This is a genomic window from Frankia sp. AgB32, assembly GCF_023243045.1.
GTDB lineage: Bacteria > Actinomycetota > Actinomycetes > Frankiales > Frankiaceae > Frankia.
Genome location: NZ_JALKFX010000019.1, coordinates 1 through 22,137, shown reverse-complemented (window position 1 = coordinate 22,137; position 22,137 = coordinate 1). Strand labels below are relative to the sequence as shown.

At 75.3% G+C, this 22,137-nt stretch carries 13 protein-coding genes and 1 riboswitch; of the genes, 8 read left to right on the top strand and 5 right to left on the bottom strand.

Going from position 1 to position 22,137, the window contains the following annotated elements; translation table 11 throughout:
- Positions 1–46: 46 nt before the first annotated feature.
- Complete coding sequence (locus MXD60_RS08295; RefSeq protein WP_308222405.1) at positions 47–817, top strand: TetR/AcrR family transcriptional regulator; 771 nt, start codon at positions 47–49, stop codon at positions 815–817.
- Positions 814–2,403: a glycerol-3-phosphate dehydrogenase/oxidase gene (locus MXD60_RS08290; protein ID WP_248818409.1), complete on the top strand. Its 1,590-nt coding sequence runs from the start codon at positions 814–816 to the stop codon at positions 2,401–2,403. Before MXD60_RS08295 ends, MXD60_RS08290 begins: the two co-directional genes overlap by 4 nt.
- On the opposite strand, the gene MXD60_RS08285 is transcribed toward MXD60_RS08290, so the two are convergent.
- The 3 genes from MXD60_RS08285 to MXD60_RS08275 all read right to left on the bottom strand — a co-directional run bounded on the left by MXD60_RS08285 (position 2,339) and on the right by MXD60_RS08275 (position 7,620).
- Positions 2,339–5,008, bottom strand: coding sequence for an ATP-binding protein (locus MXD60_RS08285; protein ID WP_248818408.1), 2,670 nt, complete (start codon positions 5,006–5,008; stop codon positions 2,339–2,341). The genes MXD60_RS08290 and MXD60_RS08285 overlap by 65 nt on opposite strands.
- A 206-nt stretch (positions 5,009–5,214) precedes the next feature.
- Positions 5,215–6,351 carry an acyl-CoA dehydrogenase family protein gene (locus MXD60_RS08280; protein ID WP_248818407.1) on the bottom strand — a complete coding sequence of 379 codons (1,137 nt, stop codon included), beginning with the start codon at positions 6,349–6,351 and terminating at the stop codon, positions 5,215–5,217.
- A 90-nt stretch (positions 6,352–6,441) separates the two neighbouring features.
- Entirely contained in the window at positions 6,442–7,620 is a 1,179-nt protein-coding gene (locus tag MXD60_RS08275; protein WP_248818406.1) for an acyl-CoA dehydrogenase family protein, read from the bottom strand.
- Positions 7,621–7,871: 251 nt separating this feature from the next.
- Between MXD60_RS08275 and MXD60_RS08270 the strand changes: the two genes are divergently transcribed.
- Both MXD60_RS08270 and MXD60_RS08265 read left to right on the top strand, forming a co-directional pair.
- Positions 7,872–9,653: a glycerol-3-phosphate dehydrogenase/oxidase gene (locus tag MXD60_RS08270; protein WP_248818405.1), complete on the top strand. Its 1,782-nt coding sequence runs from the start codon at positions 7,872–7,874 to the stop codon at positions 9,651–9,653.
- A gap of 103 nt (positions 9,654–9,756) precedes the next feature.
- Positions 9,757–9,900, top strand: a complete 144-nt coding sequence (locus MXD60_RS08265; protein ID WP_248818404.1) for a GPGG-motif small membrane protein — start codon at positions 9,757–9,759, stop codon at positions 9,898–9,900.
- Positions 9,901–10,126: 226 nt separating this feature from the next.
- Here the strand turns inward: MXD60_RS08265 and MXD60_RS08260 are convergent, their stop codons facing one another.
- Entirely contained in the window at positions 10,127–11,620 is a 1,494-nt protein-coding gene (locus MXD60_RS08260) for a dihydrolipoyl dehydrogenase family protein (RefSeq protein WP_248818403.1), read from the bottom strand.
- 415 nt (positions 11,621–12,035) lie between these two features.
- Between MXD60_RS08260 and gnd the strand changes: the two genes are divergently transcribed.
- On the top strand, positions 12,036–13,052 hold the full coding sequence (gene gnd, locus MXD60_RS08255; protein WP_248818443.1) for a phosphogluconate dehydrogenase (NAD(+)-dependent, decarboxylating): 1,017 nt from the start codon (positions 12,036–12,038) through the stop codon (positions 13,050–13,052).
- Between the two features lie 54 nt (positions 13,053–13,106).
- Here the strand turns inward: gnd and MXD60_RS08250 are convergent, their stop codons facing one another.
- The gene (locus tag MXD60_RS08250; RefSeq protein ID WP_248818402.1) at positions 13,107–13,892 is read right to left on the bottom strand and encodes a L,D-transpeptidase family protein; all 786 of its coding nucleotides are present in this window, start codon (positions 13,890–13,892) and stop codon (positions 13,107–13,109) included.
- 510 nt (positions 13,893–14,402) lie between these two features.
- Between MXD60_RS08250 and MXD60_RS08245 the strand changes: the two genes are divergently transcribed.
- The 3 genes from MXD60_RS08245 to MXD60_RS08235 all read left to right on the top strand — a co-directional run bounded on the left by MXD60_RS08245 (position 14,403) and on the right by MXD60_RS08235 (position 21,476).
- A complete protein-coding gene (locus MXD60_RS08245) occupies positions 14,403–17,756 on the top strand; it encodes a helicase HerA domain-containing protein (protein WP_248818401.1) in 3,354 nt (1,117 codons plus the stop codon).
- 160 nt (positions 17,757–17,916) lie between these two features.
- Complete coding sequence (locus MXD60_RS28675) at positions 17,917–20,472, top strand: hypothetical protein (protein ID WP_283098020.1); 2,556 nt, start codon at positions 17,917–17,919, stop codon at positions 20,470–20,472.
- Positions 20,473–20,552: 80 nt separating this feature from the next.
- The gene (locus tag MXD60_RS08235) at positions 20,553–21,476 is read left to right on the top strand and encodes a type IV toxin-antitoxin system AbiEi family antitoxin domain-containing protein (protein WP_248818400.1); all 924 of its coding nucleotides are present in this window, start codon (positions 20,553–20,555) and stop codon (positions 21,474–21,476) included.
- A gap of 53 nt (positions 21,477–21,529) precedes the next feature.
- A riboswitch (TPP riboswitch) is annotated at positions 21,530–21,652 on the top strand.
- Positions 21,653–22,137: the final 485 nt, after the last annotated feature.

The window sequence follows — 22,137 nt, the reverse complement described above, 5'->3', positions numbered from 1 at the left end:
CGCCGGCCCGCCGGCCAGGTCGGCCTCCCGGGGATGGGAGGAACGCGTGATCCTCGACCTCGACCGCGACGTCGACGTCGGCCCGGCCGTCCAGGCGGGCCCGCGGCCCGGGCGGTGGCCGGGCGAGGCGGCGGTCCTCGACGCGGCGACCGCGACCCTGCTCGCGGTCGGGGTGCGCCGCACCACGCTCACCGAGGTCGCCCGCCGCGCCGGGATGAGTCGGATGACCCTCTACCGGCGCTGGCCCGACCTGCGCACCCTCCTCGGGGACGTGATGACCCGGGAGTGGAGCCGGATCGTCACCGAGGCGGCGAACCTGGCCGCGCACGATCCGGACCACGGCACCCTCGACAGCCTCGTCGGGCAGATCGTCGCGACCGTCGAGGCGTTCCGGACGAATCCGGTCTACCTGCGGATCATCGAGACCGAACCGGAGCTGCTGCTGCCCTACCTGACCGAGCGCCGCGGCGCGACCCAGCAGATGATCGTGGATCTGCTGGCCACGCAGCTCGGCCCGGCCGCGCGGCACGGGGCGGTGCGGGGCGCCGACCCCGAGGCGCTGGCGGTGATGCTGCTGCTCGTCGTGCAGTCGTTCGTGCTGTCCGCGGGCGCGCTCGGTGGCACCGTCCCCGCCGACACCCAGGTGGCCGAGCTGCGCCATCTGCTGCGCACCTACCTCGCTCCACCGACCCAACAGACACCACCGGCCCCGCAGACACCACCGGACTCACAGACACCACCGGACTCACAGACACCACCAGCCGCACAGCCGCCGGCCTCGGGAACGCCGCCCGTCAGCGGGGAGGCCGCGTCGTGAGCACCGCGACCGGGGCGTTCCCGCCTGGGGACACCTCCCTGAACGCCGGCCGGCGGGAACGGGAGCTGGCCGCCCTCGCCGGCGGTGAGCGGCTGGACCTGATCGTGGTCGGCGGCGGGGTCACCGGGGCCGGGGCCGCGCTGGACGCCGCGTCGCGGGGGCTGCGGGTCGCCCTGGTCGAGGCCCATGATCTCGCCTTCGGGACGAGCCGGTGGAGCTCGAAGCTCGTCCACGGCGGGCTGCGCTACCTCGCCCACGGCGATCTCCCGGTGGCCTGGGAGAGCGCCGTGGAACGCGACATCCTGATGCGGCGTACCGCGCCGCACCTCATCCGGGCGCTGCCGATGGTGACCCCGCTGACCCCGCAGGTGTCGCGGCCGACCGCGGCCCTGGTACACGCCGGCCTGCATGTCGGCGACGCGCTGCGCCGCGCCGCCGGCACCCCGCGCGCGGTGCTGCCCACACCCCGGCGGCTGACCGCGGTGGAGACGCTCGGGATCGCCCCGGCGTTGCGGGAGACCGGGCTGCGTGGCGGGCTGGTGTACTGGGACGGCCAGCTCGTCGACGACGCCCGGCTCGTCGTCGCGCTGGCCCGCAGCGCCGCCGGCTTCGGCGCCCGGATCCTCACCCGGCTGGCCGTGCGGCACGTCGAGGGCCGGACCCGGCCCGGTGGCGGTGGCTTCGAGGTGACCGTTCGGGACGGCGTTGGCGGCGGCGAGTTCACGCTGCGCGCCCGCGCGGTGGTGAACGCGACGGGGGTCTGGGCACCGACCCTGGCGCCCGCCGTCCGGCTGCGGCCGAGCCGCGGGACCCATCTGGTGGTGCGCTGCGACGCCCTCGCCCGCGGCGGCGCGCTGTCCGTGCCGATGCCCGGGGAGCTCGACCGGTTCGCGCTGGTCCTGCCGCAGGGGGACGGCCGTGTCTACGTGGGGCTGACCGACGTCCCGGTGGACCAGGTCACCGACGTTCCCGAGCCCGCCGAGGAGGAGATCACCCAGCTGGTCGACGTCGTGTCGACGGTGCTCGCCGCCCCGCTGGACCGCGCCGACGTGCTCGGCGCCTTCGCCGGCCTGCGCCCGCTGCTCGACGGCGGCGCGGCGGCCGGCGGGCGCACCGCGGACCTGTCCCGGCGTCATCTCGTGCACACCGGCCCCGACGGCCTGGTCACCGTCGTCGGCGGGAAGCTCACCACCTACCGGCGGATGGCCGCGGACGCGGTGGACGCGGCTCTCGCGGTCACGGGTCTGCTCGCGGGGCCCTGCCGGACCCGCCAGGTCGGGCTGGTCGGCGCGGCCCCCCGCGCGGCGCTCGCCGACGTGGCAGCGCCCCGCCGCCTCGTCGAGCGGTACGGAACGGAGGCCCCCCGGGTGCTCGCGCTCGGCGACGACGACCCGGACCTGCTGGCGCCGATCGCCACCGGCCTGTCGGTGACAGGGGCGGAACTACTGTTCGCCGTGCGTCACGAAGGCGCCCTCGACGCGGCTGATCTGCTGGACCGCCGGACGCGGATCGGCCTCGTCGCTAGCGAGCGCCGCGCGGCGCTCGCCGCCGCCACCCGGCTGTTCGATCGGGCGATGACTGCCTGACGTCCTCGCCGCTCCGACCGGAGCCACGCAGGCCGGCGATGGCGATCAGCGCGTCCGGGCCGCCGGACCCGCCAGCTCCCGCCGCGGCGAGCGTCCGCCCCGCCGGCCGACCGGTCTCGACGGGTTGCCCGGGCTGGCGCGGGGCGGGCGGAGCGTCGCCCACCGCCTCGGCCGCGGACCAGTGCATCTCCACGCAGACGACGCCGTCCCCGATGGTCCCGCCGCCGCGGACGAGCCCGGAACCACCGGGGCCGAACTCGCCGGTGCGGCCGAAGTCCGCGAGCGTCGCCGCGCGCCGGGTTGGCCGTCCCCCGCCGCGGCGCCCCACGGCTGCCTCCGCGGGGGAGGTCGCTGCCGCCGACGAGACAGCCGCGGCGCGCTCCGCGGGCGGGCGCGCTGCCGAGCGGGCGGGATAGGTGAGGTAGACGTTCGCCCCGGAGTCGTCGACGTAGGCGGTGAGCAGCACCGGGCCGTGGCGGACGGCGGAGAGCACCGCGGAGATCCGGGCGAGGAACTCCCCCCGCACCGCCTCCGGGATGACCATGAGTTCGCCGACCGTCTGGACGGTGACGGCGATGCCCCGCGCCTCGGCCTCCTCGATGGGCCCGGTCAGCCGCCGCAGCGCGGCCGGCCCGGCGCCGGTCAGGTCGCGGCGCAGCGCGCGGGCCCGGGCCGTGCACTGGGCACGGACGTCGGGGTCGGCGGGATCGAGCCGACCCGCGGCGATGTCGCGCAGCAGCGGCAGGAACCGGGCGTCCAGCTCCTTCAGCCGCAGTTGGCGGTCCCGCCGCACCGCCCGGCCCAGGACCCGGCGGCTGACGAGTTCGACGTCGAGGTCCGCGGCGCGCGCCCGCTGCTGCGCACTGGCGCGCAGGACCGGTCCGAACATGGTCACCAACAGCTGGAGGATCACCAGCGCGTAGATCGCCGCGCCGAGCCGGGCCATCACCAGCTCGTTGCCCCAGCCACCGAGGCCGAGGACGATCGCGGCCATCGCGACCGCCGCCAGCGCGGCCGCGGCGTACCGTTCCCGGGCCCGCCGGGTGAGCACGGCGAGTGCCACCAGCAGCGGGTTGACCATCGTGGTGCCCCAGCTGACGACCAGGTGGCCGGGCAGCTCGACGGTGTTGACGGCCCCGGCGACCGCCGAGGCGATGGCGACCAGCAGGACGCCGAGGGCCTCGCCGCGGCGCAGCGCCCGGCGGGCCACGACCCGCGCGGTCACGGCGATGACCACCGCGGTCACCAGCCAGACCGCCAGCCCGGCCGCGAACGAGCGGGTCTGGTCACGGTGCAGGATCACGGGGACGAGGGCGGCGAGCCAGCCGACGACGACGGCGACCGCGAAGGCCCGGCGGGCCGCGATGGTGAGCTGTTCGGCCAGCGGCGCGGCGGCGAGCGCCTCGGCCGGCTCCGCCGGTGGAGCCTCCCAGCTCAGGGTGACCTGGGTGCCGCGGCCGGGTCGCGACCAGATCTCGGCCCGACCGCCGGCCGCCCACATCCGGGCGACGATCGAGTTGCGCAGGCCGAGCCGCTGCCCACCGGCGGCGTCCAGCTCCGGCTGGAAACCACGCCCCTCGTCGACGACGCGGACGCACAGGTCACCCGGGTTCAGCGCCACCTCGACGCGTGCGTGCGCGACGCCGGCGTGGGAACGCACGTTGCGCAGCGCTTCGCCCGCCGCGGCGGCGACGGCCGTCGCGACCTCGTCCGGTATCAGCGCCGCCGGATCGCCGCCCGGTCCCTCCCCCACCGCCTCGTCCCCGACCGACTCGTCCCCGACCGACTCGTCACCGACCGACTCAGCCGCGCCGGGCCGCGCCGTACCCGCCTGCGCGGTGGGCGGGACGCGGACCAGCGTGACGCGCAGGCCGTCGACGGACGCGGCGCTGACGACCTGGGCGAGGCGTTCGAGGACACCGACGCCCGGCTCCGCCCGGCCGGCCAGTTGTTCCTCGACGACGCGGACACTGTGGTCACACTGCCGGCGCAGCAGCTCCACCGGCTGGTCCACGCTCATGCCGAGCCCGGTCAGCGTGTTGAGGATGGTGTCGTGCAGCAGCCGCTCCTGCTCCCGGGTGTCGCGCTCGCGGCCCTCGGCGACCAGCAGTCTTCGGCGGCGGGCGGCGGCGGCGCGGCGCTGTCTGTCGGCCTCGATCGCGACCCGGCGCAGCCGGTCGACGGCCCGGCGCACCAGCACGGCGACCACGACCATGATCGCCGTGGAGGCGAAGACCTGGGGTCGGTGTCCCACGGCGCTGGCAAGCTGCGCGACGGCCAGTGTCGCCAGGATGGCCACGAACAGCCGCCGGCTGTGCGAGAAGGCCGCGCCGACCACGACGGTGAGCACGACGACGAACACGACGGACGCCGGGTCGCCCCGCGACTCGGCCGGAGTGATCCAGGTCGTGGTGGCGGCGGCGAGCCCGGACACGATCGCGTCTGCGACGACGTACGCCCGTCGCGGGCCGCGCCGGAGCAGCGCCAGCAGCAGACCCCAGGCCACCAGCACCGCCATGGCCACCACCGCGATCGGATGGTCGCGGTACCAGCCGGCCCAGACCATGCCGAAAAACAGCAGGAATCCGATCTGCGCGACCCGCAACTGAGCCGTGCATCGAACTATCACCGCTGACAGCGCCTGCACGGAGCGTCCGTTCATGTCGCATAAGTGTGGGGGATCCGGCAACCGGGCGGAGCGCCCGGGGCAGCTGACCGCGCAGTGTCAGATGTCGGCCCGCCGCCGGCCGACCGAAAAACGGGAAGGATCGCCGCCGGTGATCGAACTCAGGGTTCGGCGCGGCGGGACAATCAGCCCACGGAGTCGATCGTCAGCCGCGCGACCTGTTCTCGGTGCCACTGGCTGTCGCCGAAGGCGGCGATGAGGCGCCGTGCGCGTTTGTAGAAGAAATGAGCGTCGTGTTCCCAGGTATAACCGATCCCGCCGTGGTACTGGATCATGGCGGCGGTGGTGTCCGCACCGGCCTGGTTCGCCTTGCTCTTGGCGACGGCGACGGCGAGGTCGGCGTCCGGGCGGCCGGCGTCCAGTGCGTGCGCCGCGTAGAGCACGGCGTGCTCGGCCATCGTGACGGCGACGTGCAGGTCGGCGAGGTGATGTGCCACCGCCTGGAAGGAGCCGACCGGTCGGCCGAACTGGACCCGGTCGGTGTCGTAGGCGACGGTGCGGGTCAGCGCCGCGCGGGCGAGGCCGACGAGGTCCGCGGCGGCCAGCACGGCCCCACGACGCCGCAGGTCCGCGAGGGCGGCGGCGCCCGAACCGGGCAGTCGCGTCGCCGCCGCGCCGGCGAGCGTCAGCGCGGCCAGGCGGGTCGTGCCGTCGGGGGCCGCCTGGGGCTCGATCGTCACCCCGGCGACCGTCGGGTCCAGCAGGTACAGCCCGAGGCCCGGACCGGTGCCGGCGGCCGACGGGCCGGGCCCCTCGATCGCCGCGACCACGACGAGATCGGCGACTCCGGCGTACTCGACGCCCGACGCGATCCCGTCGAGCCGTCCCGCGGCGGTGGCACGCACGGCGACGCCGTCCGGCCCGGGACCGCCGCCGGGCCCGCGCAGCGCCACGGTCGCGACGAGGTCACCGGCGGCGAGCGGGCCGAGCACGGCCGCGGCCTGCTCCGGGCCGCCGGCGCGCAGCACCGCCTCGCCCGCGAGGACGGTGGCCGCCCACGGCCCGGGCACGACGCCCGCGCCGAACTCCCGGGCGATCACCTGCACGTCGACCAGGCCGAGGTCGAGACCGTCGTGTTCCGTCGGTACCCGCACGGACAGCCAGCCCTGCTCCCCGATCGTCTTCCACAGGTCGAGCGGATGGCCGTCGCCGGCCGGGTCGTCGAACACGGCCCGCACGGCGGCCAGGTCGAAGCGGCCGGCGAGCAGGTCACGGACGGAGGCGGCGAGCGCACGCTGCTCGTCGGTCAGGGCGAAGAACACGGTCGGTGGTCTCCTGACGGCACGGGACGGGGACACGAGGCGGCTGGCGCCCAGGGCGGTCGGGCCAGCGATGGTGGGGCCAGCGGGTGGTCAGGACCCACGCGGCAGACCGAGCACCCGCTCGGCGACGATCGAACGCTGGACCTGCGACGAGCCGCCCCAGATCGTCACCGACCTGGTCCAGAAGCTCTCCCGGCGCAGCGCCGTCAGGTCGACGTCCGCCGTCGGCCGCACGAGCGCCGCGTCGGGGCCGAGCAGCTCGTCGAACGTCTCGAACAGCCCCTGGTAGGCCTGCGACCACTGCAGTTTCGTCACCGACGAGGCGAAGCCGAGATCGCGGCCCTGTTCGACCTCGGTGAGCACGTGCAGCGAGTGGTAGCGCAGGCACTCCAGCTCGACCCGGCGCCGCGCGAGCTCCTGGCGCACGACCGGGTCGCCGTCCCGTCCCAGCGCCCGGGCGACCCGCACGATCTCCTCGAAGGCGCGCAGGTAGTCGGTGTACTGGCCGATCGCGGACGCGCCACGCTCGAACGACAGCAGCAGCATCGCCGTCGCCCAGCCGTTGCCGAGACCCCCGACGCAGGCCGCCGCAGGCACCCGCACATCGGTGAAGAAGACCTCGCCGAACTCGCTGACGCCGCTCATCTGCCGGATCGGGCGGACCTCCACCCCGGGCGCGTGCATGTCGATCAGCAGCAGGGACAGCCCGCGATGCCGGCTGGAACCCGGTTCCGTCCGCACCATGGTGAAGATCTGGTCGCCGCGGCGGGCGAACGTCGTCCACACCTTCTGGCCGTTCACGACGAACTCGTCGCCGTCGCGCTCGCCGTGGGTGCGCAGGGCCGCGAGGTCCGAGCCGGCGCCGGGCTCCGAGAACCCCTGACACCAGATCACCTCGTTGCGCAGCAGCGGACCGATGATCTCGGCCTTCTGCTCGGGGGTGCCGACGGCCATCAGGGTCGGCGCCAGGAAGGTCAGGCCGAGGGTGTTCACCGACCGCGGGGCGCGGGCCCGCGCCAGCTCCTCGTCGAGGATCGCCGCCATCGCCGGAGTGCCTCCGCGCCCGCCGAACTCGACCGGCCAGTCGACCCCGGCGAAGCCGGCCAGGGCCTTGCGGCGCTCCCAGTCGCGGCGCAGGTCGAACGCCTCGTCCTCGTCGAGCGACGCCCAGAACCCGGGCGCGGCCCACCGCGCGGGGATGTTCGCGGCAAGCCACGCCCGCAGCTCGGCGCGGAACTCCGCCGCGGCCGGAGAGTAGGTCAGGTCCACGTGGTCGCACCCATCTGTCGGCCTCGTCGCAGGGGCGGGAGGGTCCGGACAGACAGACCGTAGTACTCCACGACCCGGTCGTGCGTCGCTCGACAAACTCCGGCCAGCGCCGTCGCGCCGTCCCGTCGACGCCCGTCGTTCACCTGCGCACAGGCGTTCGTCACCGCCAGCCGGCACGATGGAGACGGCCACGCCGCAACGGCCGTACACCGTCAGCACGCACCACGCAGGCACGAAGGAGGATCGCCATCATGACGCCGACCAGGCCCACAGCGCCGCCCGCGAGCCTCGAACCCGCCCGCCGCGCCGAGGCCCTGCAGCGGATGCGCACCGAGGTGATGGACATCGCCGTGATCGGCGGCGGAGTGACCGGATCGGGCGTGGCCCTCGACGCCGCCACCCGCGGCCTGTCGGTCGCCCTCGTCGAGGCCCGCGACCTCGCCGCCGGCACGTCCAGCCGGTCGAGCAAGCTCATCCACGGCGGCCTGCGCTACCTCGAGCAGCTCAACGCCCCGCTGGTCCGCGAGGCGCTGCGGGAACGATCGCTGCTGCTGGACACCCTCGCGCCGCATCTCGTCCGCACCGTCCCGTTCCTGCTGCCGCTGACCCGCCACGGCTGGGAACGGGCCTACATCGGCAGCGGGGTGCTGCTCTACGACACCCTCGGCCAGGGCCTGGCCCGCATCGGCCCGGGCGGCGACGGCACCATGCCGCACCACCGCCACCTCACCCGCAAGGCCGCCCTGCGGGTCTTCCCGTCGCTGCGCCCGGACGCCCTCGTCGGCGCGATCCAGTACTGGGACGGCCAGGTCGACGACGCCCGGCACACCCTGTTCGTCGCCCGCACCGCGGCGCGCTACGGCGCCAGCGTGGCGACCAGCGCCCGCGTCACCGGCCTGCTGCGCGACGGCGACCGGGTCAGCGGCGTCACCGTGCTCGACGTCGAGACCGGCGAACAGATCGCGCTGCGGGCGCGGCAGACGATCAACGCGACCGGGGTGTGGACGGACGAGATCCAGTCGATGGTCGGCACCCCCGGGCCGCTCACCGTCCGCGCCTCGAAGGGCGTGCATATCGTCGTCCCGCGCGACCGCGTCCACGGCGAGACCGGGCTGATCCTGCGCACCGAGCGCAGCGTCCTGTTCGTCATCCCCTGGGGCGACCACTGGATCATCGGCACCACGGACACCGAGTGGGACCTCGACCGCGCCCACCCGGTCGCCAGCAGCGCCGACATCGACTACCTGCTCACAACCGTCAACCGGGTGCTGCGCACGCCGCTGACCACCGGCGACATCATCGGCGTCTACGCCGGCCTGCGCCCGTTGCTGGCCGGCGAGTCCGACGACACCACCCAGCTCTCCCGGGAACACGCGGTCGTCTCGCCCGTGCCCGGCCTGACGATGGTCGCCGGCGGGAAGTACACGACCTACCGGGTGATGGCCGCCGACGCCGTCGACGCCGCCGTGCGGGGGATGGACCGGCCGGTTCCCGCGTCGTGCACCGAGAAGATCCCGCTGCTCGGCGCGGACGGCTACCCGGCGCTGTGGAACGCCCGGCAGACCCTGGCGCGCCGCTCCGGGCTGGGGGTCGACTGGATCGAGCACCTGCTGCACCGCTACGGCACGCTCGCCGAGGAGGTGCTGGCGCTCGCCGCGACCCGCGCGCAGCTCGCCCTGCCGCTGCCCGGGGCACCGAGCTACCTCGGCGCCGAGGCGGTGTACGCGGCCACCCACGAGGGCGCCCTGCACCTCGACGACGTGCTCACCCGCCGGACCCGGATCTCCATCGAGACCCGCGACCGCGGCGTCGAGGCGGCCCCCGCCGTCGCCGAGCTGATCGCCCCCACGCTGGGCTGGGACGCCGCGGCCCGCGACCGGGAGGTCGAGCACTACCTGGCCCGGGTCGCGGCGGAACGGGCCGCCCAGGAACAGGCCGACGACGTCACCGCGGATGCCGCCCGCCTCGGCGCGCCCGACGTGCGCCGCGCCGCCCACACCGACCGGCGTGACCCGGCCCCGGCCGCCGGCTGACTTCCCACCGGGCAACCGCCGGCTGACCTGCGCCGGGCAAAACAGTATTTCGCCACGGTGCGCCCGAGGGTTTTACCGGTGCCGACCGCGGAAGGGAGTCGGCATGGCATTTTTTCTCTGGCTGATCGCCGTGGTGCTGGTCATCGCTGGAATCGTCACGATCGTGCGCGGGGGTCTGCTCTACGGGATCGCGCTCATCGTCGTCGGCCTGCTCATCGGTCCGGGCGGGGTCTCGGTGTTCACCTGATCCCATGTTCGCCCGGTGTCATCGCCCTGACGTCGAGGGTTTCGCCCACGTCGGTATCTCGCTGACGTGGGCGCCGTCCACCAGAAGTTCGCGGTTCTCGCGCTCGGGGCGGCGGGAGGCGCCGCGGGGGGGCCGCCCCCCCCCGCGTGACGGACCCCGCGCCCCCCCCCCCCCCCCGGCGCGGCCCCCCCCCCCCCCCCCCCCCCCCCCCCCCCCCCCCCCCGACTCACAAGCCGTATTCCTCCAACAGGCGCAGCCAGACCTCGCTCACCGTCGGAAACGAGGGCACGGCATGCCACAGCCGCTCCAGCGGCACCTCCCCGACGATCGCGACCGTCGCCGCGTGCACCAGTTCCTGGGTGTCCGGTCCGGTGAACGTCGCGCCGACGAGGACCCGGCGCGCCTCGTCCACCACGATCATCGAGGTTCCGGCAGTTCCCTCGCCGCGTACGGACGCCCCGGCGACCCCGCCGGTGGCCACGCTGACGGCGCGGACCGACAGGCCCGCCGCGCGCGCCGCCCGCTCAGTCAGGCCGACCGCGCTGACCTGCGGGTCGGTGAAGGTCACCCGCGGCACGGCGGACCCGTCGGCGACATCCCGCGCGGCCTGCCCGGCCGGATCCCGGCGGCCGGTGATCACATCGGCGGCGATCCGCGCCTGGTACTTGCCCATGTGCGTCAGCAGGGCGCGGCCGTTGACGTCGCCGACGGCGTACAGCCAGCCGTCGGCGACGCCGACGGCGCGCAGCTGATCGTCGACCTCGATGAACCCGTCCGGGCGCAGCCCGAACGCGGCAAGTCCCAGCTCGGCGGTCGCCGGGGTACGACCGGCGGCCACCAGGATCTCGTCCGCCTCGAGGGACGTCGGCGCCTCGCCATCTGCGGCGGCGCTGGTATTGACGTCGGTGCCGGCCGGCCGGTGCCCGCGGTCGAGGGTGACGGTGACCGGGCCGAGGGGCTGGTCGACGTCGGTCCGGGCCCGGCGGACCTCGCTCACCCGGGTGCCGACCAGCACCGTGATGCCGTCCGCCGCGAACGACACCGCCACCTGCTCGCCGGCGAACTCCTCCTCCCGGGCCAGCAGCCGGGGCGAGCCCTCGACCAGGGTGACCTTCTCGCTGCCGAGTCGGCGAAACGCCTGGGCGAGCTCGGCGCCGACCGCGCCGCCGCCGAGCACCACCAGCCGCCGCGGCACGGTGTGGGCGCCGGTCGCGGTGCGGTTGTCCCACGGCTGCGCGTCGGCCAGGCCCGGGATGGGCGGGATCGTCGCCCGCGTCCCGGTGGCCACCACGACCGCCCGGGACGCCCGCAGCAGCCGCCGCGCGCCGTCGGCCGCGGTGACCTCGACCTCGCGCGGGCGGCCGGTCAGCCGGCCGACGCCGCGGACGAGCTCGACCCCCTTGTCGGTCAGCCACGGCACCTGGGATTCGTCGGAGTAGTCACTGACCATCCAGTCCCGCCGGGCGAAGGCCGCGACGGCATCCGCCGTGCCGATGACCGCCGAGACGGCCCCGGGCACCCGGCGGGCCGCGGCCAGCACCTCGCCGGGGCGGATCAGCGTCTTGCTGGGAATGCAGCCCCAGTAACTGCACTCGCCGCCGACGAGCTCCCGCTCGACGACCGCCACGGCAAGCCCGGCATCCGCGCAGCGCCCGGCCACGTTCTCCCCGGCCGGCCCCGCGCCGATCACGATCACGTCAACGTTCGTGTCCTCATCCACGCCTACCGCCCTCCCCCGCTGCCGGCCCGCTACCCGGCCGACCCCGTGTCGTTACCTGGCCACGGCAGTATTGCCGGGTCGGAATTGCCGGGTCGGACCGTCGCACGGTACGCGGACGGCTACGGTGAACCGGCCAGGCCGGTCGGCGCTGCGCGAAACCGCCCCGACCGTCCGCCGGCGGGTCGCGCCGTGAGCCGATCGCACGGGATCGGGTAGCACCGTGAGCGGGTGGCAGCCCCCGGCGGGGTCGCGCCGCCGGACGGTGACGAGAAGCACCCGGCCCGAACGGACGGGCGCGCCGACCACGTCCGGGAGCCGGGCGGCTGGCCGGGAACAATGGCAGGAGCCGAAGCACGGCCCGGCCGCGGCGCACCTCGCCGTCCGGGCCGCCGAACGAGACGAGCGGGGAGACGAGATGCAGCTCGGGATGGTCGGACTCGGCCGAATGGGCGCGAACCTGGTGCGCCGGCTGATCCGCGGCGGCCATGAGTGCGTGGTCTACGACGTGAACCCCGAGGCCATCAAGGCCCTGGAGGCCGAGGGCGCCACGGGGGCGAGCACGCTCGCCGAGTTCGCCGCGGCGCTGCGCCCGCCGCGGGCCGCCTGGGTCATGGTCCCGGCCGGGCTGACGGGTGAGACGGTGACCGCGCTGGCCGAGCACTTCGCGCCGGACGACATCATCATCGACGGCGGCAACTCGTACTACCGGGACGACATCCACCAGGCCCAGGCACTGGCCGCGAAGGGCGTGCACTACGTGGACGTCGGCACCTCGGGCGGCGTGTTCGGCCTGGAGCGCGGCTTCTGCCTGATGATCGGCGGCGAGGCGGAGACCGTCGCCCGTCTGGAGCCGCTGTTCGAGACGATCGCGCCCGGCGTGGGCTCGGTCGAGCGCACGCCCGGTCGCACCGGCGAGCCGTCCCAGGCCGAGAAGGGCTACCTGTACTGCGGGCCGAACGGTGCCGGGCACTTCGTGAAGATGGTCCACAACGGCATCGAGTACGGCATGATGGCCGCCTTCGCCGAGGGCCTCGCCGTCCTGGACAAGGCGAACATCGGCCGCGAGGCCGCCGAGCACAACGCCGAGACGGCGCCGCTGGGCGACCCGCAGTACTACCAGTACGACCTCGACACCGCCGCGATCTCCGAGGTCTGGCGGCGCGGCAGCGTCGTCGCCTCCTGGCTGCTCGACCTCACCGCCACCGCCCTGCACGCCGACCCTGAGCTGACGGAGTTCAGCGGCCGGGTCTCGGACTCCGGTGAGGGCCGCTGGACGGTGCTGGCCGCGGTCGAGGAGGGTGTCCCCGCCCACGTGCTGACCGCGTCGCTCTACGAGCGGTTCAGCTCCCGCGGGGAGGGCCTGTTCGCGGACAAGATCCTCTCCGCAATGCGCAAGCAGTTCGGCGGCCACGCCGAGCAGCACAAGCCGTAGCAGCCTCGTGGGCCCGGCCGGGAACGCGGTTTCCGGCCGGGCCGGCCGTCCTGGTCAGGTTTCGAGATCCAGGTCCGGCGCGTCCCCCATGACGATCATCGGATGCGACGTCGGAGCCAGCCAGCGCATGATCGACGCGAGGGCGTCCTGCTGGACGGCGACGCAGCCCCGGGTCGGCGTGCGGTGGTCCACGTGCAGCCAGATGTCGCCACCCACGTCGTCGCCCAGCGGCCGGGTCGGGTCCGAGGGCGGGTGGCCGGGCAGGCGGTTGTAGTCGATGGCGACCACGTAGTTGAACGCGTCGGCCAGCGGCAGGCCCTGCGGGGCGGCGGTCCGGTAGTAGGACGGCCGGTACTCGTAGGGCAGGCCGGTGCCCGGGTCGGGCAGCCGGCCCCCGGCCGCCGTCAGGCTGAACACACCGATCGGGCTGCGCAGGTCACCCTCGTGATGCGTGGTGGTCCATCCGTTCTCGCCGTTACGGCCGGTGATCGGGGTGCCGAACGCCGTCCAGAGGGCGTCCACGTTCGCGCGCTGCCACAGCGTGACGCTGTTGGTGTTCGCGTCGCGGTCGGCGCCGCTCACGATGATCACCTGGAGCGACTCGTGCGGAATCCTGGCGAGGATGGCCGAGCCCAGACCCGGCAGGGCGCCGGCGCTGGCCGGCGCACCGGCCCGCCCGGCGAGCCGGTTCGGCCGCAGACGATCGGGTGTCGCCGCGGACGGGACGGACGCCCCGGTGGACGCCGCCCGGATATTCATGGCGGACCTCGGCGCACTGCCACCCTCGGGCCCGGAACCGATGAAGTGGAGAGCGCTCGCGGCGCCCACGGCCAGCGTCACGCCGACCGCCGCGACACCGACGGCGATCGATCGGCCGCGCGTCGTGTCTGTGCGTGGCCGCGTCCGCTGCCGCCTGCTTCGGTGATCGGCCATGTCTCCGGTTTCCGGGATAACGCCGCGAGCGAGGCAGCGTCACGCTGTCGATGGCCGGCGCTCCCCGCGAGGCTCTCGCCCGCGCCGCGGGGGTGCGGCCAGACCGCACCGGCCACGACGATACGTGCCTGCTTCCCCCCGAAACCGGGGTACTTCGCGCCCGTGCCCCCGTCCTGGGACAGGTGCCCCCACGCCTGCCCTGTTCGCCTCGCACGCCTCGGCGCCGCCGAGGGACAACTCAGGATCATCCGTCACGCTCCCATCACCACTCGCCCACCAGCGCCGTCCGGACACCTCCGGAAAGCAGCAACTCCATCTGATCCGACCAATGATGACCACGATCTGGATCGAATGCCACGCAGAGGGTGATAGATTCCGTCCGCCCGCATCCGGCCCCGCGAGTCAGGCCAGCCGATCGTGCTCGACGACTTCCTGTTTCACCGCGTCCTCAGCGCGCCCCGCCGACCCGACCCGGGCGACCGGCCCGATCCCGTCCCGGCCGCGCTGTTCGCCGCGCTCGTCGGCGCCCACGCCGAGCTGACCTCGATCGAACCGGGCCCCGCGGCGCCAGGCATCGCCGTCGCCTGGCTTCGCGGCCCCGGCGAGGCCCACATCCGCTTCCTCGTCGGCGGCCGGCCCTACTTCCCGCCGAGCCCGGCCGACCCGAGCCCGGCCGACCCGACGCCGACGCTGGCGACACCGCCGGTCCTGCCCACACCGCCGGTCCTGCCCACACCGCCGGTCCTGCCCACACCGCCGGCACGCCCCGCCGCCGCCCGCCCCGGCGGGGGCCTCGCGGCCTGGCCCGGGATGCGCACACCGACCGGCGACGCCGGATGGATCACCGCCGACGACTGGCCGGCCGCGGACGGCGCCGGGCTGCCGGCACTTCCGCCGTTCCCCGCCGTGCCCCCGCCGGGCCTACACCAGCCGGGGAAACCGCGGGGGCCGGGCGCACGGCCAAGATCGACCGGCCGGCCGGCCCCGCTGCTCTACCCGCCCGGCTCGACGGCGCGGCCGATGCCCCCCGGCACCGTGCCCGCCGACCTCGCGCGGCTGCCGTTCTGGCTGCACTGCGCCGGAACGCCGGACGCCCTGTGGGCCTCGGCGTCCGGCAGCGGCCCGGACGCCCAGGAACCCGCCGCCCCCCGGCGCGGCTCGTTCGACGACTACGCCGCCCATCTCACCGGCCCGTTCGCCTGGCTGGTGCTCGCCTGGCCGGTGCCCGCGCACCACCTCGACGCGGAACGCGACGCACTCGGCCGGGCCATCCCCACGCTGCGCCGCCGGGAGGACGACCAGGACGCCCGCCTCGACCTGGAGCGAGCCGAACGGCGCCACCGGGAGCTCGGCCGGGCCGCGGCCAGCGGCATGTGGGACGTCCAGATCCTCGTCGGCGGGGGGAGCAGGGCCGGCGCGTTCTCCGTTGCCGCGTTGCTGTGCAGCTCCAGCGACCTCGACGAACTGCCGTACACGCTGCGCCCGGCCGGCCCGGTGAGCTCCCTGCCGCAGGCGCTCGCGGCCCGCCCGCCGGCCGCCCCCGCCCCGCTGCGGGCCGGGGCGGAACTGCTCGCCGCACTGGCGCGTCCGCCCGCCCGGGAACTGCCGGGCATCACGCTCGTCACCCCGCACACGTTCGACGTCACCCCGGAGGGCCCGGACCGCGCCGGACCGGCGGATCCCAACGGGGAGCCGGAGGCGGTGCGCCTCGGCGAGGTGATCGACGCCGGCTGGTCACCGGCCGGCGCGCTCGCCGTCCCGCGCGCCACCCTCAACCGCCATGCCTTCGTCTGCGGCGCCACCGGCTCCGGCAAGTCGCAGACCGTCCGGTCCCTGCTGGAGTCGTTGACGCGGGCGCCGCGGCCGGTGCCGTGGCTGGTGCTCGAACCCGCGAAGGCGGAGTACGCCCGGATGGCCGGGCGCCTCGCCGACCTCACCGGTCCCGCGCTCGGCGCCGACCCCGCCGACGGTCGGGCCGGGCGGGGCGAGGTCCTGGTGATCCGACCAGGGCGGCTCGACGCGCCGCCGGCGTCGCTGAACCCGCTGGAGCCGGAAGCCGGCTTCCCACTGCAGAGCCACGTCGACCTGGTCCGCGCGCTGTTCCTCGCCGCCTTCGAGGCGCACGAGCCGTTCCCCCAGGTCCTCGCGCGCGCGCTCACCGCCTGTTACCGCGACCTGGGCTGGAACCTGGTCCTCGACCGGCCGGAACCGGCGCACCGGCCGCGGCTGCGGATCGCCGGTCCCGACGCGGACCCCCTGGTCGAGGCGGGCCGGCGCTACCCGACCCTCGGCGACCTGCAACGCACCGCCACCCGGGTGGTGGAGGACATCGGGTACGGCGCGGAGGTCACTGCCGACGTCCGCGGGTTCGTCGACGTGCGCATCGGCAGCCTGCGCGAAGGCAGCCCCGGCCGGTTCTTCGAGGGCGGTCACCCGCTCGACATCGGCGCGCTGCTGACCCGCAACGCCGTCATCGAGCTGGAGGACATCACCAGCGACCAGGACAAGGCGTTCCTGCTCGGGGCGGTGCTCATCCGCATCGTCGAGCACCTGCGGGTCCGGTTCGGCGCGACGGGCGCGGGCGGGCTGCGCCACGTCCTCGTCGTCGAGGAGGCGCACCGGCTGCTCAAGAACGTCACCGACGGCCCGGCTGCGGCAGCCGTCGAGCTGTTCGCCTCGCTGCTCGCGGAGATCCGGGCCTACGGCGAGGGACTCGTCGTCGTCGAGCAGATCCCGGCGAAGATCCTGCCCGACGTCATCAAGAACACCGCTCTGAAGGTGATGCACCGGCTGCCCGCCGCCGACGACCGCGAGGCCGTCGGCGCGACGATGAACCTGCGCCCGGAACAGTCCGAGGTCGTCGTCTCCCTGCCCCCCGGGGTGGCCGCGGTCAGCATCGACGGCATGGACCGGCCCGTCCTGGCCCAGATGGTCGCCGGCGACGCCCGGGAGACGCCGGAGCCGGCCCGCCACGACCGGGTGCCGCTGGCCGGCCGGCGCAGCGCGCACTGCGGCGCTGCCTGCGTGTCCGGCCGGCCGTGCAGCCTGGAGGAGACGGAGACGGCGGCGCTCGCCGCCGCCGATCCCCGGCTGGTGCTGTGGGTGGAGGCGGTCGCCGCGCACCAGGTGATGGGGTTCGCCCACCTGCTCGGACTGCCGCCGTTCGCCCCGTCGCAGGCCCTGCGTGCCACCCTCGCCGCCGAGCCGCCGCGGCGGCTGGACTGCCTGCTGGCGCACGCCGTCGACCGGTCCGCGGGTGCGCGCGGACCGCTGCTGCGTACGTTCGTCGACCCCGACGAGTTCGCCGACGCCCTGCGCGGCACCCTGCGCCGGCTGCTGGCCGCCAGCCCGACCGACCTGTCCGGCCCGGTCGACGACGCGGCCGACCCGCGGCGGCTCACCGCCGGGGTCTATCGGTGGCAGGACGTCCGCCTCGCCCTCGGTGACGCCGTGCGCCGGTCCGGTGCCGCGGCCGGGCCGCACCCGCTCACCGCGTCCTGGCGCGAGCGGGGCCTCGCCATCACCGGCGACACTCTCGGCGGGCAGCTCGACTGGCTTCGCGGCAGCCCGATCTACGCCGGCGGCGCGGACCGGGTGAGCGTCGGCGACGTGTCGGCCAGCGGCCTGCTCGACGCGGTGCGGACGCTCGCCGGCGGCACGGACCCGGCCTGCCTCGCCACCGCCCTCGCGGCGGCCTGTGCCGGCCCCGGGCTGACAGACCTGGCCGACCAGATCGCCGACCTGGTCGGCGCGCCCCCGTCCGCCGGCTGAGCGGCGGAACGCGACAGAGCGGACACAAGACGCCATACTGTGACCGTAGGGATGCGTATTCGCCACGGCGCGTGCCGGCCCCCGGATCCACCTGGCGTCCCGCGGCCGGCGCCCCAGCCGCCGCGGTGGTACGGCCGACACGGGCTTCTTGGGGGCGATGATGGGGGACGCGGCCCTGCTGACCGCGGAGTCTCGACTCGCGCACCGGTTGTTCGTCCCGGTCGAACGCTGGGGCTGGGAGTTCGTCGACGGCGGACCGCCCGTGCCGAGCCCGCTCGCGGACCAGCCACCCACCTGGGCCCAGCCGGACCTGCCGGACCTGCCCGCGCTGGTCGACCGACGCCGCCGCGCGATCCGCGCGACCTGGATCAGGATGCTGCTGCCCGCGGCGTTCATCCTGTTCGGCACGGTGCTGGCCACCACCGGCGGACTGCTGTTCGTCCCCGCAGGCGGTGCGCTCGCGCTGCTCGCCGGGTCCGCCCCGCTGGTGCGGCACGCACAGCTCGCCCGCGCCCGAACCCGCACGATCACCCTCACCGCGAAGGCCCGCGCCGCGCACGAGGAGGCGATGACCGCCTGGCGGAGCACCGTGGCCGCGCACAATGACGCCGAGCAGCGCCGACGGGCCGCGAACAGCGCCTTCTACCCGGTCACCAGCCCGACCGCGACACCGCGGGTCGACGTCTTCGGCGGCGACGGGAACGGCTGGGCCAGCCTGCTCGCGACCGCCGGCAGCTCCGTGCTCGGCGGCGGCACCGGGATCCTGCTGGTCGACCTCAGTGAACGGACCGTCGGCGGCGGCCTGGCACGACTCGCCGGCCAGGCCCGTTGCCCCGTCGAATCGTGGGACCTGCCCCACCAGCTCGACGAGGTGGGGCTGCTGGACGGCCTCGCGCCGCGGGAGGCCGCCGAGCTCGTCGCCGACGCCTTCACCCCGGGCCGGGAGAACGAGCCCGACCATCATCGGCGGGCCCTGCACGCCGACCTGCTGAACGCGGTCATCGAGGTACTCGGCCCCTGGCTGACCTTCCGCCGACTCACCGAGGGCCTGCGGGTACTGGAAGGCCTCGACGACGGCCGGGCGGCCAGCGCCCTGACGCCCGCCGAGGCCGGCGCCGTCGTCGGCAGGATGAACGCGTTCGGCCGCGGCGACCGCGTCGCCGACGAGCTGCGCTACCTGCGCTCGTCGCTGGAGGCCCTCTGCCCGCCGGCCGCGCCGGCGGACACCGCGGGCCGGCCGGCCACCGCCGGCGGCAACGACCCGGGCGCGCGCCCGCGGCGGCTCTCGGCCTGGTGGCCGGTGCGCGGCCTGCGGGTACTGGCGACCTCCAGCCGCGGCTCCGCCCCGCACCTGAAGGAGCTCGCCGACCGACTCGCCGTCCAGGCCGTGTTCCACCAGCTCCGGCACCGCCCGATGATGCCGGGCGCCGGTCACGACATGCTCGTCGTCGCCGGGGCGGATCAGCTCGGCCGACCGGTACTGACCAGCCTGAGCCGGCACGCCGAGATCGCCGGGGTGCGTCTGGTGCTGCTGTTCGAACGGCTCGCGGACGACGCCGAACGCCTGCTCGGCGAGCAGGGCGGCTCGACGATCATCATGCGGCTCGGCAACGGCAAGGACGCCACCACCGCCGCGGAGTTCATCGGCCGCGGGCACCGCTTCGTCCTGTCCCAGGTCACCGCGCAGGTCGGGCGCAGCTTCACCGTCGGCGACAGCGACAGCGTCGGCAGCCAGGACGGCGTCTCCGACACCACCGGGACCAGCGGCGGCACCGGCCGCACCTACGACCGCACCCGCATCCTGCCCTGGCTGCAGAACACCTCGACGAACACCGGCTGGCAGGAGTCCGTGACGACGTCACGGTCGCAGACCTGGCAGCGCACCGTGAACGCCTCGCTCAGCGACTCGACGACCGACGGCGAGACCTCCCAGCGGGTGTACGAGTTCCTTGTCGAACCGACCACCGTGCAGACTCTGCCGACCACCGCCTTCCTGCTGGTCAGCGCGATCGACGGGCCGGACCGGGTGACGCTGGGCGACTGCAACCCCGGCACCGTGCTGCTCCCCCGGGTCTCCCCGGTGGACCGCTGGACGGCGGCCCGCACCGCCGCCGGGCTGGCACCACCGTTCGCCGCTCCGCCGGCCGCGATGGCACCGTCGGCGGCCTGGCCGGCCGCCTGGGCCGACGACCTCCCGCCGAGGCCCGTCGAGGCCGCCCCGCCATCCCCACCGCTGCCCCGGCACCCCGCCCCGGTACCCATGGACAACCTGGCCTACCTCCCAGCCAGGCCCACCGCCGCACCACCACCGGCGCCATCACCACGACCCGCGCCACCCGCCGCGGCACCGCCCGCGTGGCCGCCCGCCTGGCCGCCCGCGAGGCCGTCCACCGCAGCTCGGCTGCCTCCCGAAGGCCCGCCGACCGGTGGGCCGCGCCCTGCCGGGCCAGCCGCCCGCCAGGAGCCGGCCCCCAGCGGCTGGGTCCCCGTCACCACCCCACCACCGGCCACCACCCCACCACCGATCACGACCCCACCACCGATCACGGCCCGACCGCCGGCCACGGCCCGACCGCCGGTGACCCCACCACCGCCGATCACCACTCCACCGGCCGGCGGTCCCGTCGCGCCGGGGCCCGCGGGCGAGGCTGGCGATGGCAGACCACCTCGGCGCGGGCGGCGACGCATCGAGTTTCCGCCCCGCGATCCGGCCTGACACGCCCGATTTCCACAGAAGTTTTCCACAACTCGGGCCAGATGCTGGATCAACGCGGGCACAACCGTCATCGTCTTCTCATGGCCCTTATCCCTGGCCGACTCTCCTGGCAGGAGATCGCCCTCACGCAGGCTGGCGTGATCACGATTCGCGACGCGGTCGCGGCCGGCCTGCCCCGCACCGAGATCCGTGCGCACCTGACCGCGGGCCGCTGGCGGCAGCCGTTCCGAGGCGTGCTGGTCACGGACCTCACGCCGCCCGCCGACCCGCAGCGGCTGTGGGCCGCCCTGCAGGCCGTCGGTCCCGACGCGGTGCTCGCCGGGGGCTGCGCGGCCGCCCTCGCCGGGCTGGCGGGCCACCCCACGGAGCCGGTGACGGTGCTGGTTCCGGCCCCGCGCCGGGTCAACGCCCCACCTGGCATCCAGGTGCGGCACAGCGCTCGGCTGGAAACCTCCGAGATCGACGCGCTGCGGCTGCCCCGGCAGACGACGCCGAGCCGGTCGGTCGTCGACATGGCCGAGTGGGCACCGACGCGAGCCCAGGCGCACAGATCCATCGTCGACGCGGTGCTCCAGGGCGTCGTCAGCCTCGGCGGGCTGCGCGGAGCGCTGGCCCGGCGGGGCCCGATCAGCCGCCGGACGCTGATCGCCGAGACGCTCGACGTGCTCGAGTCCGACGCACCCCGGCTCACCGAGATCAGGCTGCGGCGGCTGGAGCAGCTCCACGACCTGCCCGCCGCGCTGTGCTCGGTGGACGGTCCGGCGGGTGAGCCCGTCTCCCGGCTGCGGGTGCGCTTCGAACCGTGGTCGGTCCAGGCCCAGATCGCGACGACGGTGACCGAACCGCTCACGCGCCGTGAGCCCGACGGCGAGCTCGTCGTCCTGCTGCCGGCGCGCCTGCTGCGCCAGGCACCCGACGAGGCCGCTGCCCTGCTCACCGGCGCGTTGCGGGAGCGCGGCTGGGTGCCGCCGCGGCGCGGCGCTCCCGCGGCCATCGCTTCCTGACCGCGGCCGGTTCGCAGGGTTGGCGGAAGTTCGATCGTGCCGTACTTTTGTCCGAACGATGATGCGGGAGCTTCCACCCAAGGAGGCTGAGAGGGCGGCTGGGTGCAGACCCGGCGCCGCCGACCGCCTGAACCTGTCCGGGTAATTCCGGCGTAGGGAGTGGCCGTAGTGTCTCCAGTTCTGTCCGCACCGGCCGTCGCGGAGTCGGGTCAGCCAGCCTGAGCGGTACGCCTGGCCGGCAGGTGCCGCCGTTGGCCGCCGAGGCCGCGGGCGTGGCCGAACGCGCCGGTCTGGCCGACGGAGCTGTCCGCTGAACGGACCACCCGCCGGCCCGGGTCCTCAGGCCAGCCGGACGGCCGAGGTCGCCGGGTGGGCGCCGCAAGCGCGGGTTGGCTCCCGGTCGGTCCCGTCCACGCCGGCGGGAGTGCCTTCACGCTCGGTTACCGGCGATCCCGAGCGCCGCCGGCAGCGGTCCCTGACCCAGGCCCTGGTCGTGTGGGTCGCCGCGCCAGGACTCGTGAGTGCGACGCGGCCGGCAGATCCACCCAGACGACGAAAGCCGAAAGGAGACAAGGTGTTCGCGCGCCGCCGCAGGAGCATGTCGGTGCCGGACGGCGCCGCCGGGGCCGCGGCGGGGCGGCGCCGGGGGCCCCCCCCCCCC

Coding starts and splice junctions, on each gene's coding strand:
- MXD60_RS08270 (WP_248818405.1), top strand. CDS start 7,872: ATGACGCCGACCAGGCCCACAGCGCCGCCCGCGAGCCTCGAACCCGCC.
- MXD60_RS08265 (WP_248818404.1), top strand. CDS start 9,757: ATGGCATTTTTTCTCTGGCTGATCGCCGTGGTGCTGGTCATCGCTGGA.
- gnd (WP_248818443.1), top strand. CDS start 12,036: ATGCAGCTCGGGATGGTCGGACTCGGCCGAATGGGCGCGAACCTGGTG.
- MXD60_RS28675 (WP_283098020.1), top strand. CDS start 17,917: ATGGGGGACGCGGCCCTGCTGACCGCGGAGTCTCGACTCGCGCACCGG.
- MXD60_RS08235 (WP_248818400.1), top strand. CDS start 20,553: ATGGCCCTTATCCCTGGCCGACTCTCCTGGCAGGAGATCGCCCTCACG.